Source organism: Achromobacter sp. HZ34 (assembly GCF_002209485.1).
Lineage (GTDB): Bacteria > Pseudomonadota > Gammaproteobacteria > Burkholderiales > Burkholderiaceae_B > Bordetella_C.
Genome location: NZ_NJIX01000002.1, coordinates 484,003 through 498,330, shown reverse-complemented (window position 1 = coordinate 498,330; position 14,328 = coordinate 484,003). Strand labels below are relative to the sequence as shown.

Sequence of the window (14,328 nt, the reverse complement as noted above, 5' to 3'; positions counted from 1 at the left end):
TGCTGCCGTTGTACTAGCTTAGGCACGGGGGCATAATCGGTCTCCTTCCTGGTTTTTCCCCCGATTTCGGTGAAGCTCATGGCTCAAACTCTTTACGACAAACTCTGGGACGCACACGTCGTCAACCAAGAGTCCGATGGCACCTGTTTGCTCTATATCGATCGCCACCTGGTCCACGAAGTGACCAGCCCGCAGGCGTTCGAAGGGCTGGAAAACGCGGGCCGCAAGCCCTGGCGCATCGACGCCAACCTGGCGGTGGCGGACCACAACGTGCCGACCATCAATCGCGCGCAAGGCATCAGCGATCCCATCTCGCGCCTGCAGGTCGATACGCTGGACAAGAATTGCGACGCCTACGGCATCACCGAATTCAAGATGAATGACCTGCGCCAGGGCATCGTGCACGTCATCGGACCGGAGCAGGGCGCCACCTTGCCCGGCATGACGGTGGTCTGCGGCGATTCGCACACCAGCACCCACGGTGCGGTGGGCACGCTGGCCTTCGGTATCGGTACGTCGGAAGTCGAGCACGTGCTCGCCACCCAGACGCTGCTGATGAAGAAGAACAAGAGCATGTTGATCAAGGTCGACGGCGAGATGCCCTTCGGCTGTACGGCCAAGGACCTGGTGCTGCACGTGATCGGCATCATCGGTACCGCCGGCGGCACCGGCCACGCCATCGAGTTCGGCGGCAGCACCGTGCGCGCGCTGTCGGTGGAAGGCCGCATGACCGTGTGCAATATGGCCATCGAAGCGGGCGCGCGCTCGGGCATGGTGGCGGTCGACGACAAGACCATCGAATACTTCCGCGGCCGTCCCTTCTCGCCCACCGGCGTGCTGTGGGACCAGGCCGTTCAGTACTGGCGCACCCTGCACACCGACGAAGGTGCCAAGTTCGACCGCGTGGTGGAAATCAACGCCAAGGACATCCGTCCGCAAGTGACCTGGGGCACCTCGCCTGAAATGGTGCTGTCCATCGAAGACCGCGTGCCGGATCCCGATCGGGAAAAAGACGACGTGCGCCGCAACGGCATGGAGCGCGCCTTGCAGTACATGGGCCTGAAGCCCAACACGCCGCTGGCCGACATCCGTATCGATCGCGTGTTCATCGGTTCCTGCACCAACTCGCGTATCGAGGATCTGCGCGCGGCCGCGGCCGTGGCGCGCGGCCGTCGCGTGGCGGCCAACGTGAAGCAGGCCATGGTGGTGCCGGGCTCGGGCCTGGTCAAGCAGCAGGCCGAGCGTGAAGGCCTGGACAAGATCTTCATCGCCGCCGGCTTCGAGTGGCGCGAACCGGGCTGTTCCATGTGCCTGGCCATGAACGCCGACCGCCTGGAGCCGGGCGAACGCTGCGCTTCCACGTCCAATCGCAACTTCGAAGGCCGGCAGGGCCAGGGTGGCCGCACCCATCTGGTCAGCCCCGCCATGGCGGCCGCGGCGGCAGTCGCCGGCCACTTCGTCGATGTCCGCACCCTCCGTTAAGGCGCACACAGATCATGCAAGCATTCACCACTCATGAAGGCCTGGTGGCCCCGCTCGACCGCGAAAACGTCGACACCGACCTGATCATTCCGAAGCAGTTCCTCAAGTCGATCAAGCGCAGCGGCTTCGGCCCCAACCTGTTCGACGAACTGCGCTACCTGGACCATGGCGAGCCCGGCATGGACAACAGCAAGCGTCCGCTGAACCCGGACTTCGTGCTGAACCAGCCGCGCTACCAGGGCGCCAGCGTGCTGCTGGCCCGCAAGAACTTCGGCTGCGGCTCCAGCCGCGAGCACGCGCCGTGGGCGTTGTCCCAATACGGCTTCCGCGCCATCATCGCGCCGTCCTATGCCGACATCTTCTTCAACAACAGCTTCAAGAACGGCCTGCTGCCGGTGATCCTGTCCGAGTTCGAAGTGGCGCGCCTGTTCGACGAGGTCAAGGCTTTCGGCGGCTACAAGCTGCGCATCGACCTGGAACGCCAGGTGGTCATCGCCGCCGACGGCCGCGAGATCGGGTTCGACATCGAACCCTTCCGCAAGTACTGTCTGGTCAATGGCTTCGACGACATCGGCCTGACGCTGCGCCAGTCCGACAAGATCCGCGCGTTCGAAGCCGAGCGCCTGGCACGCCATCCCTGGTTGCACAGCGGCCGCCCGCTGGTCTGACGTGGGCGAGACGGGGGGCGGCGTTGCCTGCCCTCGTAGCCACGGTTCGCGTTTTCAGTAAAAACAACGTATTCATCTTCGATCTGGATCTAGTAATGACCCATAAGATTGCTGTTCTCCCCGGCGACGGTATCGGCCCGGAAATCGTCGAGCAGGCCGTGCGCGTGCTCAAGGCGCTGGACGTGTCCTTCGACCTGAAGGAAGAACCCGTGGGCGGCGCCGCCTTCGACAAGTTCGAACATCCGCTGCCGCCCGCCACGCTGAAGCTGGCGCAGGAATCGCAGGCCACGCTGTTCGGCGCCGTCGGCGACTGGAAGTACGACGCCCTGCCGCGCGAATTCCGTCCTGAACAAGCCATTCTCGGCCTGCGCCGTTCCCTGGGCCTGTTCGCCAACCTGCGCCCGGCCATCCTGTACCCCGAACTGGCCAATGCCTCGTCGCTGAAGCCGGAAGTGGTGTCGGGCCTGGACATCCTGATCATCCGTGAACTGACCGGCGATATCTATTTCGGCCAGCCGCGTGGCCAACGCAGCGCGCCGGACGGCGCGTTCGCCGGCGAGCGTGAAGGCTACGACACCATGCGCTACGCGGAGCCGGAAGTGCGCCGCATCGCGCGCGTGGGCTTCGAAGCAGCACGCAAGCGCGGCAAGCGCCTGTGCAGCGTGGACAAGGCCAACGTGCTGGAAACCTCGCAGTTCTGGCGTGACATCGTCATCGACGTCGCCCGCGAATTCCCTGACGTGACGCTGTCGCACATGTACGTCGACAACGCCGCCATGCAATTGGTGCGCGCGCCGCGCGAGTTCGACGTGATCGTCACCGGCAACATCTTCGGCGACATCCTGTCGGATGAGGCCGCCATGCTGACGGGTTCGATCGGCATGCTGCCTTCGGCTTCGCTGAATTCGTCCAACCAGGGCTTGTACGAACCCAGCCACGGTTCGGCACCGGACATCGCGGGCAAGGGCGTGGCCAATCCCTTGGCCACCATCCTGTCGGCCGCCATGATGCTGCGTTATTCGCTGGACCTGGCCGGCCAGGCCGACCGCATCGAGGCGGCCGTGCGTCGTGTGCTTGCTGATGGGCTGCGTACGGCCGACATCTATGAGGCGGGCACCACGAAGGTGGGCACCACCCAGATGGGCGACGCGGTGATCAAGGCGCTGGCCGCCTGATTGGCGTAGCGCGGGCTGCTTGCCTGCGCGGTTTTACCCGCGGCGTCGGGCTTCATACGGCGCATTCTGTCGCCGCCTGACGTCGTAAAAAACCGTCAAACCACTCCGGCGGGGCTGCGCGCCTCGCCGGCAGTTCGGGGAAACGCGGCGCTTTCTGCTAAATTGTGGAGTGTTTCGGTCCAAAAAGACCGGACTCGCCGCGCGGCACGCCCTTCGGGGCGTCTCGTTCGCCGCCCCGTTCCAGGGACGCACCTGCCCGTCGCACGACGGCTCCGCGGCATAAAACCCGTCTATTCCGACGGAATCCCGTTTTTTCCCAAACAACCATGAATCTTTAAGAGCGTACAGAAATGAGCAATGCAGTGGGCCTCGTCGGTTGGCGTGGCATGGTCGGATCGGTTTTGATGCAACGCATGCGCGATGAGAAAGACTTCGCGCTGATCGAACCGGTGTTTTTCTCCACTAGCAACGCGGGCGCTGCTGCGCCCGCGTGGGCTGACGGCGCTGGCGCGCTGAAAGACGCCTACGACATTGACGCTCTCAAAAAACTGCCGATTATCGTGACCTGCCAAGGCGGGGATTACACGTCGGAGGTCTATCCCAAGCTGCGCGGCGCCGGCTGGCAAGGCCTGTGGATCGATGCCGCCAGCACGCTGCGCATGGCCGATGACGCCATCATCGTGCTGGATCCGGTCAATCGCCCGGTGATCGACGCGGCGCTCAAGCGTGGCGTGCGCAATTTCATCGGTGGCAACTGCACCGTCAGCTGCATGCTGATGGGGCTGGCCGGCCTGTTCAACAACGACTTGGTCGAATGGATGACCTCCATGACCTACCAGGCGGCTTCGGGCGGCGGCGCGCAGCACATGCGCGAACTGCTGACGCAGTTCGGCCTGCTCAACGATGCCGTCAAGCCGCTGCTGGACGACCCCGCTTCGGCCATCCTGGACATCGATCGTGGCGTGTTGTCCAAGCAGAAGGACGAGAACCTGCCGACCGACAACTTCCTGGTGCCGCTGGCCGGCAACCTGATTCCCTGGATCGACAAGGACCTGGGTAACGGGATGTCCAAGGAAGAGTGGAAGGGCGAGGCCGAGACCAACAAGATCCTGGGCCGCGGCGAAGCGTTCGGCACGCCGGTCACGCCTATCGATGGCCTGTGCGTGCGCATCGGCGCCATGCGCTGCCACAGCCAGGCGCTGACGATCAAGCTCAAGCGCGACGTGCCCCTGGATGAAATCCAGGACATCATCGCCAGCGGCACCCAGTGGGCCAAGGTCGTACCCAACACCAAGGAAGCGACCATCCGCGACCTGACGCCGGTGGCCGTGACCGGGACGCTGGATATCCCGGTGGGCCGTCTGCGCAAGCTGTCGATGGGCTCGCAATACCTGGGCGGCTTCACCGTGGGCGATCAACTGCTGTGGGGCGCCGCCGAACCGCTGCGCCGCATGCTGCGTATCGCGCTGGCTGAGGCTTGATCCGGCGCGGCGGCCAGCCCGAAGGGCCGGCTGCCGGCCAGATGACGCTGTAACAAGGGCACCCGGGGTGCCCTTGTCATTTCAGCATCGAGGCAGGTACGTTACACTTTTCCTTCGCAGCTACATGCCCTCCGACCGTGGACCCCATCGGCTTATGACGTCACGCACCGCGCGCCTGTCCTCCCGTTCTTCCCTGACCGCGACCCGTTGCGCCATGGCGGTGTTGCTGACGGCGTCGGCCGTGGCCGTACAACCGGCCTGGGCCGCGCGTCTGGGACATAGCCGGGTGGTGTCGGCGCAGAACGCTCCCTTGCAGGTGGTGATCCCGCTGACGGATCTGACGCCTGACGAACAGGCCAGCTTGCGCATTGCCGTCGCCGATGCCGACGCCTGGCAGCGCGCGGGGCTGAAACCGCCGGTGCCGTTGGGCAGTTTGCGCCTGGCGGTGCAGACCGGTGCCGATGCCTCGCAGCGTATCGTGCGGCTGACTTCGGCGGAAGTGGCGACGGATCCGGCGGTGGATGTGCTGCTGAGTGTCGGCAGCGGCGCGGGCCAGCGGCTTGTGCAGTTGACGGTGATGCAGACCGCCAAGGGCTTTCCGGGCTTGAATTCCCAGGCGACGGTGGGCACGGGGGCGCGTGCCGGTGGTGGCGGTGGCAATGTGGCGGTGCGCGAGGGCGATACGCTGTATGGCATCGCGCAGAGCCATGCGCTGGCGGATGCCACCATTTACCAGATGCTCGTGGCTTTGTGGCGCGCCAATCCGCAGGCGTTCATCGGCAACAATATGAACCGGGTGAAGGCGGGCGCGCGGCTGGTCGTGCCGGATGCGTCCACCGTGCGGGCCATCGACCCGGGCGAAGCGCGCCGTATCTTCCTGGAGCAGGCGGAAGCCTATGCGCGTTATCGCGCCGGGCTGGCGGGTGCTGCCGGGCGTGGTGCCGCGGCTGCGCCGGCGCCGACGACTTCCGGCCAGATTGGTGCGGGGGCGCCGGCGGCGCAAGCGGATACCGGCGCGCAGGACAGGCTGCGCTTGTCCAGCGGTGTGCCTGGGCAGGCGGGGCAGGGGGCGGAAGACGCTGCCCAGTCGCGCGCGGACGCGGAGACGTCGAACGCCAAGGCCACCCAGGATGCGAAGTCGCGCGTCGACGAACTGGAGCGCAACGTCAAGGATTTGAATGCTGCGTTGGCGCAGCAGAAGCAGGGAGCCCAGGGGGCTGGTGACGGTTCCGGACTGGCCGTGGCTGGTTTGACGCTGCCGGGTGGGCCTGGGGCTGCCGCGCAGAGTGGGCAGCGTGCTGGCGCTTCGGGTGCGAATGGGCAGGGTGCAGCCGGCTTGGCCGCGAATGGGCAGGCTGGCGCGAATGGATCGGCAGGTGCGGGTGGCCAGGGTGCAGTGGGCGGACAAGCCGGTGCCGCCGGGCAGGCTGGCGCTGGTGGTCAGGCTGGAGCCGCAGCCGCTGGCAATGCGGCAGGTCAATCGGGTGCCGCGGGCACTGGCACTGGCACTGGAACCGGTGATGGCGCTGGAACTGGCGCCGGCGCTGGCGCTGGAGCTGGGACCGGCACCGGCACTGACGCGAATAATTCAGCGGCAGGTTCGGCAACCAATGCGGGTGCACCCGGCTCCGCCACCTCGGGCGCGGCACCGGGATCGGGCGCAGCCGGCGCGAGCAATTCCGGCGGTACCACCGCCGCAGGCACGTCGGCGGCCGGCACGAACGGCTCCGGTGGTGCAACCGGCGCTACCAGCACGGCTGGCGGCACGGGCGCGGGTGCAAACGGCGCGGCGGGCGCGACCGGCGCAAACGGTGCGACTGGCGCGACCGGCGCAAACGGTGCGACTGGCGTGAACGCCGCCAATGGCGCGCCTTCCCCAGGATCAGGGACTTCGACAGCCGGTGCCAATGCGCCGGGAAGCGCAACCGTGCCCGGCTCCGCCAATTCGGGCGCCACGTCCTCGGCCGACCGCGCGAACAGTGCGAACGGTACCGGCGATGCCAATGGCACGAACGGATCGAACAGCCGCGATGCCCTCAGTGCTGGCGGCAAACCCGCGCAGCCGACCTCTGCGTTGCCGCGTTGGCTTTCGGACAACCTGCTGATCTTCATGACGCTGGTCTTGACCTTGATCGCCTTCGTCATCGCATGGCTGTTGCGCCGAGCCGGCGCGCGCCGTGATGACGACGAGGACGACGACATGGACGAAGACCTCTATGCCACCGAGATCGATCCCGCGGCGATCGACCGGCGCCTGGACGGCATCGACCTCGATCTCGATTCCAGGCCCACGGACGCATCCGTCCGTCGCGAACCTGGCGTCGCGCCGCGCAATCCCGTCCGTTCCTGATCGATGCCGCGTATTGCTTTAGGCGTGGCGTACGATGGGTCCGCCTGGAACGGCTGGCAGACCCAGCCGCATGGGAAAACCGTGCAGGACACGCTGGAGGCGGCGCTCGCGCAATTCGCTGACCGCCCGGTCGCCACGATCTGCGCTGGCCGTACCGACACTGGTGTGCATGCCGCCATGCAGGTCGTGCATCTGGACACCGAAGCGCAGCGGCGTGAGGAGTCGTGGGTACGCGGCGTCAACGCGCTGTTGCCGCCGAGCATTGCGGTGCGTTGGGCGCGCGTCGTCCAGGATGATTTCCATGCGCGCTTTTCGGCGGCCAGCCGCACCTATGTTTATTTGCTGATCAACGATCGCGTTCGTTCACCGATGTGGGCGGGGCGCGCGGGCTGGTGTTTCCAGCCTCTGGATATCGAGGCGATGCGCCAGGCGGCCACGGCGCTGCTGGGCCAGCACGACTTCAGCAGTTTTCGGTCATCGCAATGCCAGGCCAAGCATCCGGTACGTGTCATGCACAGCCTGGACATTGCCACGCGTGGCGACCTCATCGTCGTCACTTTGCGTGCGAATGCCTTCCTGCATCACATGGTGCGCAACCTGATGGGCGCGTTGTTGCAAGTAGGGCAGGGGCGCAAGCCGGTGGCATGGATGGCCGACCTGCTCGCCGCGCGCGATCGCAGGAAGGGCGCGCCCACCTTCATGCCCGACGGCCTCTACCTGGCCGCCATCGAGTATCCGGAACATTTCACCTTAGGCGAGCTGGACGGCACCCGCCTGATCCTGCCGGCCGGATCGGGCAGCGCCGCAGGTTGAGGCACCTGGATGCCGATAGGCGCGGATGCAGCCGCAGGCACCGTGGGCTTCATCGTCTTCACGACCCCGAAGCGCAGGCCGGCGGACCCAAGGGACAGACCTATGACGGTCGCGATAGTCCACCCTGAACGACGGGCAAAACAAAAAGCCCGGCAAGTCAGAGACTTAACCGGGCTTCTTGGACAACGCCGGAGCGCTGCCTGGAATTCGTTTGGTAGGCGGTATTGGGTTCGAACCAACGACCTCTACGATGTCAACGTAGCGCTCTAACCAACTGAGCTAACCGCCTGCAAAGAAGAAGAATTATATGGGTGTTTTTTTTGACTGTCAAATCGCATCAAAAATTCTCGATACGTTCGACCCACCCGAACCCTTCCTCAAGCCTCGTCGGCGCGGCGCACCGCATCGACGAAGGCGCGCATCTTATCATGCACTTTGATTCCAGGCGAACGCTCCACGCCGCTGCTTACATCGACCGCATACGGACGCACCGTGCGGACCGCGGCTTCGACGTTTTCAGGCGTCAATCCGCCGGAAAGAATCAAGGGCACCGCGGCATGCGCATGCTGCTCCCCCAACGCGCTGCAAGCCGCTGCCACGGACGCCTTGCGGACGTCGTCCAGCAAATGGTGATCGAACGCCAGGCCGCTGCCGCCGAATCCCGACGTGTAGCTATCGAACAGCCAGCCCGCGGCATCGCCATAGGTCGCGCACGTGGCGGCCAGCGCGGCGGCGGTGTCCATGCCGGGACCACCTACGCGCAAGGCGCGCAGGTAGCGATGGCCGTATACGCGGCAGTCGGCGGGCGTTTCATCACCATGGAATTGCAACAGGTCGGGCCCGACCTCGCCGATGATGCGGCGAACCTCTTCTTCCGTTGCATTGACCACCAAGGCCACGACGTCGACGAAAGCCGGCACCGCGCGCCGCAAGCGCGCAGCTTGCGCCACGTCGATGCAGCGTTTGCTTTTCGGATAGAAGATCATGCCGATGGCATCGGCGCCAGCCGCAACCGCAGCGGCGATATCTTCGTTGCGGGTCATGCCGCAGAATTTGATGCGGGTACGCATGGAGGCAGAGTTCTGAATAGGGACCGTGGCTCCCTATTTTATAGACTCTGGCAAATTCCTTTTTCCGCTATGTCGTGAGCCGTGTCCAACCGCCCGTCAGATCCGCTCGCTCAGCGCCTCCTCGCCAGCCGACGCCGCTGCGCCGGTCCGGTTCAGAGGCAGCGCGTTGATCACCTCGCGGCGGAGCAGCCGCACGGACACTTCCGGCGGCAGCAGCGCGTAGGCCTCCTTCCCCATCATTTCCACGGCGGCATGGGCGGGCCAATTGGGGTTCCACATCAGCTCGCGTGCCAGTGCCACCAAATCCGCCTGTCCAGCCTGCAGGATGTCTTCCGCCTGACCGGCGGTGGTGATAAGGCCCACCGCCATCGTCGCGCAGCCGGTCTCCCGGCGTATCGTCTCCGCGAACGGCACCTGGTAGCCGGGGATACGCCGAACCACGGGCATGGAGGAAGTACCGGATATCCCGCCGGACGAGCAATCGATTACGTCCACGCCGCGGTCTTTCAGCGCCGCGGCCAGCGCCACGGTGTCCTCGATATCCCATAGTCCACCGCGTCCGTCCACCGCCGATACGCGGAAGAACAGCGGCAGGTCGCGTGGCCAGGCCGCGCGCACGGTTTCCGCGATTTCCAGGGCGAATCGCATACGGTTCTCGCGCGAGCCGCCATAGTGGTCCTGCCGGCGATTGGCGACGGGTGACAGGAACTGATGAATGAGGTAGCCGTGCGCGCCGTGGATTTCAAGTATCCGATAGCCTGCGTCGGCGGCCCGCTGCGTGGCAGCGACCCACTGCCGCATATGCGACCGGATGTCGGCGGCATCCATTTCGTGCGCCTTGGGCCACGGGGCAGGGGCGGCAGGCGCGCTTGGCACCAAGGTCGGCCAGGGCGGCATGCCGGTAGCCGCGTCGCCGTCGGTCAGCGGGGCCCAGTCGCGCAATGCCGTGTGGCATGAACCCTTGCCGCCCGAGTGGCCCAACTGCAGCGCGGGCACGGCCCCCTGCTCAGTGATGAAGTCGTTGAGACGCCGATAGGCCGCGACATGCTGCTCGTTCCACAGTCCGGCGCAAGCGTAGGTCTTGCGGCCCTGCGGTTCGATGGCGGTCTCTTCACCGAAGACGACGGCCGCGCCACCCACGGCGAACTTGCCGAAATTGATCTCTTGCCAGGCGCCGGGGCCGCCGTCCACCGAATGGTACTGGCACATCGGAGAGGCCACGATGCGATTACGCAGCGTCACCGAGCGTAGCGTGAGCGGCGTGAACAGCAAGGGTCTTGCGACTGGGCTGCTGGCGGCTTGGTCTTGCGCGGAGTCTTCCATGGTTCATGTGTCCTACAAGTCCAGCGACGCCGCTTCGTCCAAGGTGCACAAACGCGCCAGCAGTGCGCGTGCGGCCTCCATGCCGATGACCGGCACCGATAGTTCGATGAATTTGTCGTGCAGTTCGGCATCGGTCAAGGGATCTTCCGGATCGCCCTTGCGGTTGGCCTGTAGATGCTCATGGCGATGCCCGGCGCGGGTAATGATCTCTACGCGCGAGGAGCGCTTGCCCGGAAAAGCGGCATCGATCTCGGGATCGACCTGGACCGTGACCCTTTCAAGCAGCGCGCGCGTGCGCGGATCCCACAGCTTGTCGTCGTCGTAGGCCGTCAACCGTACGCTGCCGTGCACCAGCGCTGCCGCCACGACAAAGGGGAAACTGAAGCGCGCTTCGTTGGCGGTTGCTGGCGCGCCGTAGCAGGCGATGTCCAGCGCCGGCTTGTAAGTGGCGATGCGCACTTCGGCGATGTCCTCGGGCGCGAGACCGTGACGCTGGCGCAGTGCCAGCGCGCCGTCGATGGCGGCGAAGGTATGGCCGCAGCCGATATGATTCTTGAACGTCAGGCGCTTGATATGGAAGTCGCTGCCCAAGGTGGCGCCGATGTCAGCCCAGCTCGGTCCCGCGGCCATGGCGCGGCCCAGCCCGGCATCGCCGTCCAGCACGTCCAGCGATCCTGTCACGCCTGTGCTTGCAAGCAAGGCCGCCAGTACGCCGGCTTCCGCGGCGCGGCCCGCGTGCAGGGGCTTGGACATGGAGTCCAGCCGAAACGCCTGCTGCAAGCCGGCGGTGAAAGTGGCGGCAGTCGCCAGGGCATGCGCGAAGGCCGTCCGGTCCAGGCCAAGGATGTGGCCAGCCGCCGCCGTCGCGCCGAAGGTGCCGACCGTGCCGGTGTTGTGCCAATAGCGGTAGTGTGCTCGTCCCAGCACCACCCCGATACGGGTCGAGATCTCGTATCCCAGCACGATGCCGCGCAGGAATTCGCGTCCGTCCGCGTTGGCCTGCTGCGCCGCCGCCAGCGCCGCGGCGATGGTCGCCGCGCCCGGGTGATACATGGCGTCGCGGAAGCTGTCGTCCACCTCCGCCGCGTGCGCCGCCGTGCCATTGATCAACGCCGCGGTGCGCATCGTCGCCTTGCGTCCGCCTGTGAGGCGAGCGTGGCCACGGTCCAGGTCCTCGGCCAGCGCGCTTTCCAGCTTGCGGACCACGGGGCTGGCCAGGCCGGGAAAGACCGAGGCGTACCAATCGATGACCGCACGCTTGGCATGATGCATGACGTCGGCGGGCAGATCGGCGCCGCCAAACGACGCCGCATAGTCCGCGAGAGTTTCCGTGGGAAACAAGGGCTGCTCCTGAAGCCCGCCGCAGCGGGCGGACGAACGCGTTGCAACAACACCCAAGCCGTGCGAATCACTTACCCGCGAAGATGCTGGGCATCTTCAGGTCCGTGGAAATCCACACGCTCTTGGCCTCCATGAACTCCTTGACCGATTCGATACCGCCTTCCCGGCCGATACCGCTGTGCTTCACCCCGCCGAAGGGCGTGGTGTAGCTGCTGGAACGATAGTTGTTGATCCATACCGTACCGGCCTTCAGCTTTTCTGACATTAGCATGGCGCGGTGCAGGCTGGTGGTCCACACGCCTGCAGCCAGGCCGAAGCGGATGTCGTTACCGATGCGTATGGCGTCTTCCTCGTCCTTGAACTTGATGACGGATAACACGGGACCGAACACTTCTTCCTGCGCGATGCGCATGTCATTGGTGACATCGACGAAAATAGTGGGCTCGATGAACTGGCCTGCCCCGTAAGCCGGCCCGTCCAGGACATGGCCGCCGGCAATGCAGCGCGCGCCTTCCTTCTTCGCGATATCGATGTAGTCGCGGATTTTCTCGAACTGCGGTTTGGTGGTGACCGGCCCGATCTCGCTGGCAGGGTCCGCCGGGTCGCCCACCTTGGCGTTCCTGGTTATTTGCGCCAGGCGCTCGACGAAAGCATCGTGTATGGATTCCTGCAGCAGCACGCGCGAACCCGCCACGCAGGTCTGGCCGGTGGCGGAGAATATGCCGGCGATGACGCCTTTCACCGCCTCGTCCAGGTCCGCATCGTCGAATACGATGTTCGGCGATTTGCCGCCCAGCTCGAGTGAGACACGCTTCAGGTTGTCAGCGGCTGCCTGATAAATCTTGCGGCCGGCCTCGTCGCCGCCAGTGAAGGCGATGCGCGGGACTTGCGGATGGCGCACCAGCGGGTCACCCACTTCGCCGCCAAAGCCGGTGACGATATTGAATACGCCCGGCGGGAAGCCCGCTTCAACGAAAAGCCTTGCCAGCTCGAATAGCGATGCCGAGGTGTACTCGGATGGCTTGCAGACTACGGTATTGCCGGCGCACAGGGCCGGCGCCATCTTCCACGTGGTCAGCGGCAGCGAGGAATTCCAGGGCGTGATGCAAGCCACCACGCCCATGGGTTCGTAGCGGATGAAGTTGTAGACCTTGGGCCGGTCGATCGGCACGACCGCGCCCTGGATCTTGTCCGCCAGGCCGCCGTAGTAGTAGTAATACCTGGCCATGTACTTCATCTGCGCCAGCACATCACGGGACAGCTTGCCATTGTCACGGCTCTCGATCGCTGCCAGATGCGCCGCATCGCGTTCTATCAGCGTGCCCAGCTTGTGCAGCAGCATGCCGCGATCGCTCGCCGACATGCCCGACCAGGGGCCCTCGAACGCGTTGTGCGCCGCGGTCACCGCAAGATCGACATCGGCCGCATTGGCGCGGGGGATTTCCGCCCACGCCTCACCTGAGAACGGGTCGTGGGTCTCGAACCACGTATTCGATTTTGGATCGACCCACTCGTTGTTGATGAACAGCTGATAGCGTTTCATTTGTCTCTCTTGTCTCGATGCGCAGCCTTTCATTCTCTGGGTTGACGCCAATTTGCTCAAACGACTTCTTGTGCTACCGTCCATGACTCTGACTCATGGAAGCGCCGTGATCATGCAATACCCGTCCATGGCTCGCCTGCCCCCATTGACGGCGTTGCGAGCGTTCGAGTCCGCCGCGCGCAACCGTAGTTTCACCAAGGCCGCGGAAGAGTTGTTCCTGACCCAGTCCGCCATCAGCCGGCACGTGCGCAACCTGGAAGAACTGTTCGGCATCGCGCTGTTCTATCGCAATCACCGGGCGGTGACGCTGACCCCCGACGGTGAAGCCTATATGCGCGACGTCGTCGAAGCCTTTGCCCGTATCGATCTGGCCACGCGCCGCCTGCGTTATTCGGGACGCCAGAATGTTCTTAATCTGCAGGCTTTTTCCACCTTCGCGATGTACTGGCTGATTCCGCGCCTGGGACGATTTCAGGAAATCAACCCGGAAATCGAGGTGCGGCTGACAGCATCCGTCGCGCCCCTGGACTTCGAGCACAGCGACATCCATGCGTCGATTCGCGCGGTCAATGGCCGTGTGGACGATGGCATCCGTGCGGACAAGTTATTCGATTACGGGTTGATCGCGGTAGGTGCACCGTCCATCGGCTTGGGGACCCGCCCACTGCGTGTGCCGTCCGATCTGAAGAACGTGGCGTTGTTGCATTCACTGGCCAGGCCGGAGGATTGGGGCGTGTGGCTGCAAGCGGTGGGCGCGCAAGACGTGCCGCTGGAAAGCGGCATGAAGTTCGAGTCCTCGGCCATGGCCTATCGGGCCGCCGAGCAGGGCCTGGGCGTGGCGCTGGCGCAAAGCTTCCTCATCCAGGACGAACTTGCCAAAGGCAGCTTGCGGCGCCTGTTCCCCCATGAAGTGCCGTCAGAACGCACGTACTACCTGATGAGTTCTCCAAGGCATTGCGGCGATCCGGCCCTGGAACTGTTCCGGCAGTGGCTGCTGGACGAAATTGCCGCGGCGTCAGCGCCGACGGCCGCTGGTCCACCGCTGATGGCAGAGCCGGCAGGGACTTGAAAAACCACTTCCC

General features: G+C 65.0%; 11 protein-coding genes and 1 tRNA gene. 7 read left to right on the top strand and 5 right to left on the bottom strand.

All coding sequences use genetic code 11. The annotated features are described in order from the left end of the window. Positions 1 to 78 precede the first annotated feature (78 nt). The 6 genes from leuC (at position 79) to truA (ending at position 7,969) form a co-directional block, all read left to right on the top strand. Positions 79 to 1,482: a 3-isopropylmalate dehydratase large subunit gene (leuC, locus tag CEY05_RS08970; RefSeq protein WP_088598138.1), complete on the top strand. Its 1,404-nt coding sequence runs from the start codon at positions 79 to 81 to the stop codon at positions 1,480 to 1,482. 14 nt (positions 1,483 to 1,496) lie between these two features. Continuing rightward, positions 1,497 to 2,150, top strand: a complete 654-nt coding sequence (gene leuD / locus CEY05_RS08965; protein ID WP_088598137.1) for a 3-isopropylmalate dehydratase small subunit — start codon at positions 1,497 to 1,499, stop codon at positions 2,148 to 2,150. 95 nt (positions 2,151 to 2,245) lie between these two features. Next, on the top strand, positions 2,246 to 3,325 hold the full coding sequence (gene leuB / locus CEY05_RS08960; RefSeq protein WP_088598136.1) for a 3-isopropylmalate dehydrogenase: 1,080 nt from the start codon (positions 2,246 to 2,248) through the stop codon (positions 3,323 to 3,325). 350 nt (positions 3,326 to 3,675) lie between these two features. Beyond that, positions 3,676 to 4,806: an aspartate-semialdehyde dehydrogenase gene (gene asd / locus CEY05_RS08955; protein ID WP_088598135.1), complete on the top strand. Its 1,131-nt coding sequence runs from the start codon at positions 3,676 to 3,678 to the stop codon at positions 4,804 to 4,806. Between the two features lie 154 nt (positions 4,807 to 4,960). Next, complete coding sequence (locus CEY05_RS08950; protein ID WP_158219301.1) at positions 4,961 to 7,156, top strand: FimV family protein; 2,196 nt, start codon at positions 4,961 to 4,963, stop codon at positions 7,154 to 7,156. A gap of 3 nt (positions 7,157 to 7,159) precedes the next feature. Next, the gene (gene truA, locus CEY05_RS08945; protein ID WP_088598133.1) at positions 7,160 to 7,969 is read left to right on the top strand and encodes a tRNA pseudouridine(38-40) synthase TruA; all 810 of its coding nucleotides are present in this window, start codon (positions 7,160 to 7,162) and stop codon (positions 7,967 to 7,969) included. 212 nt (positions 7,970 to 8,181) lie between these two features. Here truA and CEY05_RS08940 read toward each other — a convergent pair. The 5 genes from CEY05_RS08940 to CEY05_RS08920 form a co-directional block, all read right to left on the bottom strand. Beyond that, positions 8,182 to 8,258, bottom strand: a tRNA-Val gene (locus tag CEY05_RS08940). Positions 8,259 to 8,346: 88 nt separating this feature from the next. Then, a complete protein-coding gene (locus CEY05_RS08935) occupies positions 8,347 to 9,039 on the bottom strand; it encodes a phosphoribosylanthranilate isomerase (protein WP_088598132.1) in 693 nt (230 codons plus the stop codon). Positions 9,040 to 9,135: 96 nt separating this feature from the next. Next, complete coding sequence (locus tag CEY05_RS08930; protein WP_088598131.1) at positions 9,136 to 10,362, bottom strand: NADH:flavin oxidoreductase/NADH oxidase; 1,227 nt, start codon at positions 10,360 to 10,362, stop codon at positions 9,136 to 9,138. 12 nt (positions 10,363 to 10,374) lie between these two features. Further along, positions 10,375 to 11,703 (bottom strand): MmgE/PrpD family protein, encoded by a 1,329-nt coding sequence (locus CEY05_RS08925; protein ID WP_088598130.1) that lies wholly within the window; start codon positions 11,701 to 11,703, stop codon positions 10,375 to 10,377. A 67-nt stretch (positions 11,704 to 11,770) separates the two neighbouring features. After that, on the bottom strand, positions 11,771 to 13,246 hold the full coding sequence (locus CEY05_RS08920) for an aldehyde dehydrogenase (protein ID WP_088598129.1): 1,476 nt from the start codon (positions 13,244 to 13,246) through the stop codon (positions 11,771 to 11,773). Positions 13,247 to 13,358: 112 nt separating this feature from the next. Here CEY05_RS08920 and gcvA point away from each other — a divergent pair, with 112 nt between their 5' ends. After that, a complete protein-coding gene (gene gcvA, locus CEY05_RS08915; protein WP_158219300.1) occupies positions 13,359 to 14,315 on the top strand; it encodes a transcriptional regulator GcvA in 957 nt (318 codons plus the stop codon). Positions 14,316 to 14,328: the final 13 nt, after the last annotated feature.

Bases quoted from the DNA above. Each gene is read 5' to 3' on its own strand.
- CEY05_RS08920 (WP_088598129.1), bottom strand. From the start codon at position 13,246: ATGAAACGCTATCAGCTGTTCATCAACAACGAGTGGGTCGATCCAAAA.
- CEY05_RS08930 (WP_088598131.1), bottom strand. From the start codon at position 10,362: ATGGAAGACTCCGCGCAAGACCAAGCCGCCAGCAGCCCAGTCGCAAGA.
- leuC (WP_088598138.1), top strand. From the start codon at position 79: ATGGCTCAAACTCTTTACGACAAACTCTGGGACGCACACGTCGTCAAC.
- truA (WP_088598133.1), top strand. From the start codon at position 7,160: ATGCCGCGTATTGCTTTAGGCGTGGCGTACGATGGGTCCGCCTGGAAC.
- leuD (WP_088598137.1), top strand. From the start codon at position 1,497: ATGCAAGCATTCACCACTCATGAAGGCCTGGTGGCCCCGCTCGACCGC.
- gcvA (WP_158219300.1), top strand. From the start codon at position 13,359: ATGCAATACCCGTCCATGGCTCGCCTGCCCCCATTGACGGCGTTGCGA.
- leuB (WP_088598136.1), top strand. From the start codon at position 2,246: ATGACCCATAAGATTGCTGTTCTCCCCGGCGACGGTATCGGCCCGGAA.
- CEY05_RS08935 (WP_088598132.1), bottom strand. From the start codon at position 9,039: ATGCGTACCCGCATCAAATTCTGCGGCATGACCCGCAACGAAGATATC.
- CEY05_RS08950 (WP_158219301.1), top strand. From the start codon at position 4,961: ATGACGTCACGCACCGCGCGCCTGTCCTCCCGTTCTTCCCTGACCGCG.
- asd (WP_088598135.1), top strand. From the start codon at position 3,676: ATGAGCAATGCAGTGGGCCTCGTCGGTTGGCGTGGCATGGTCGGATCG.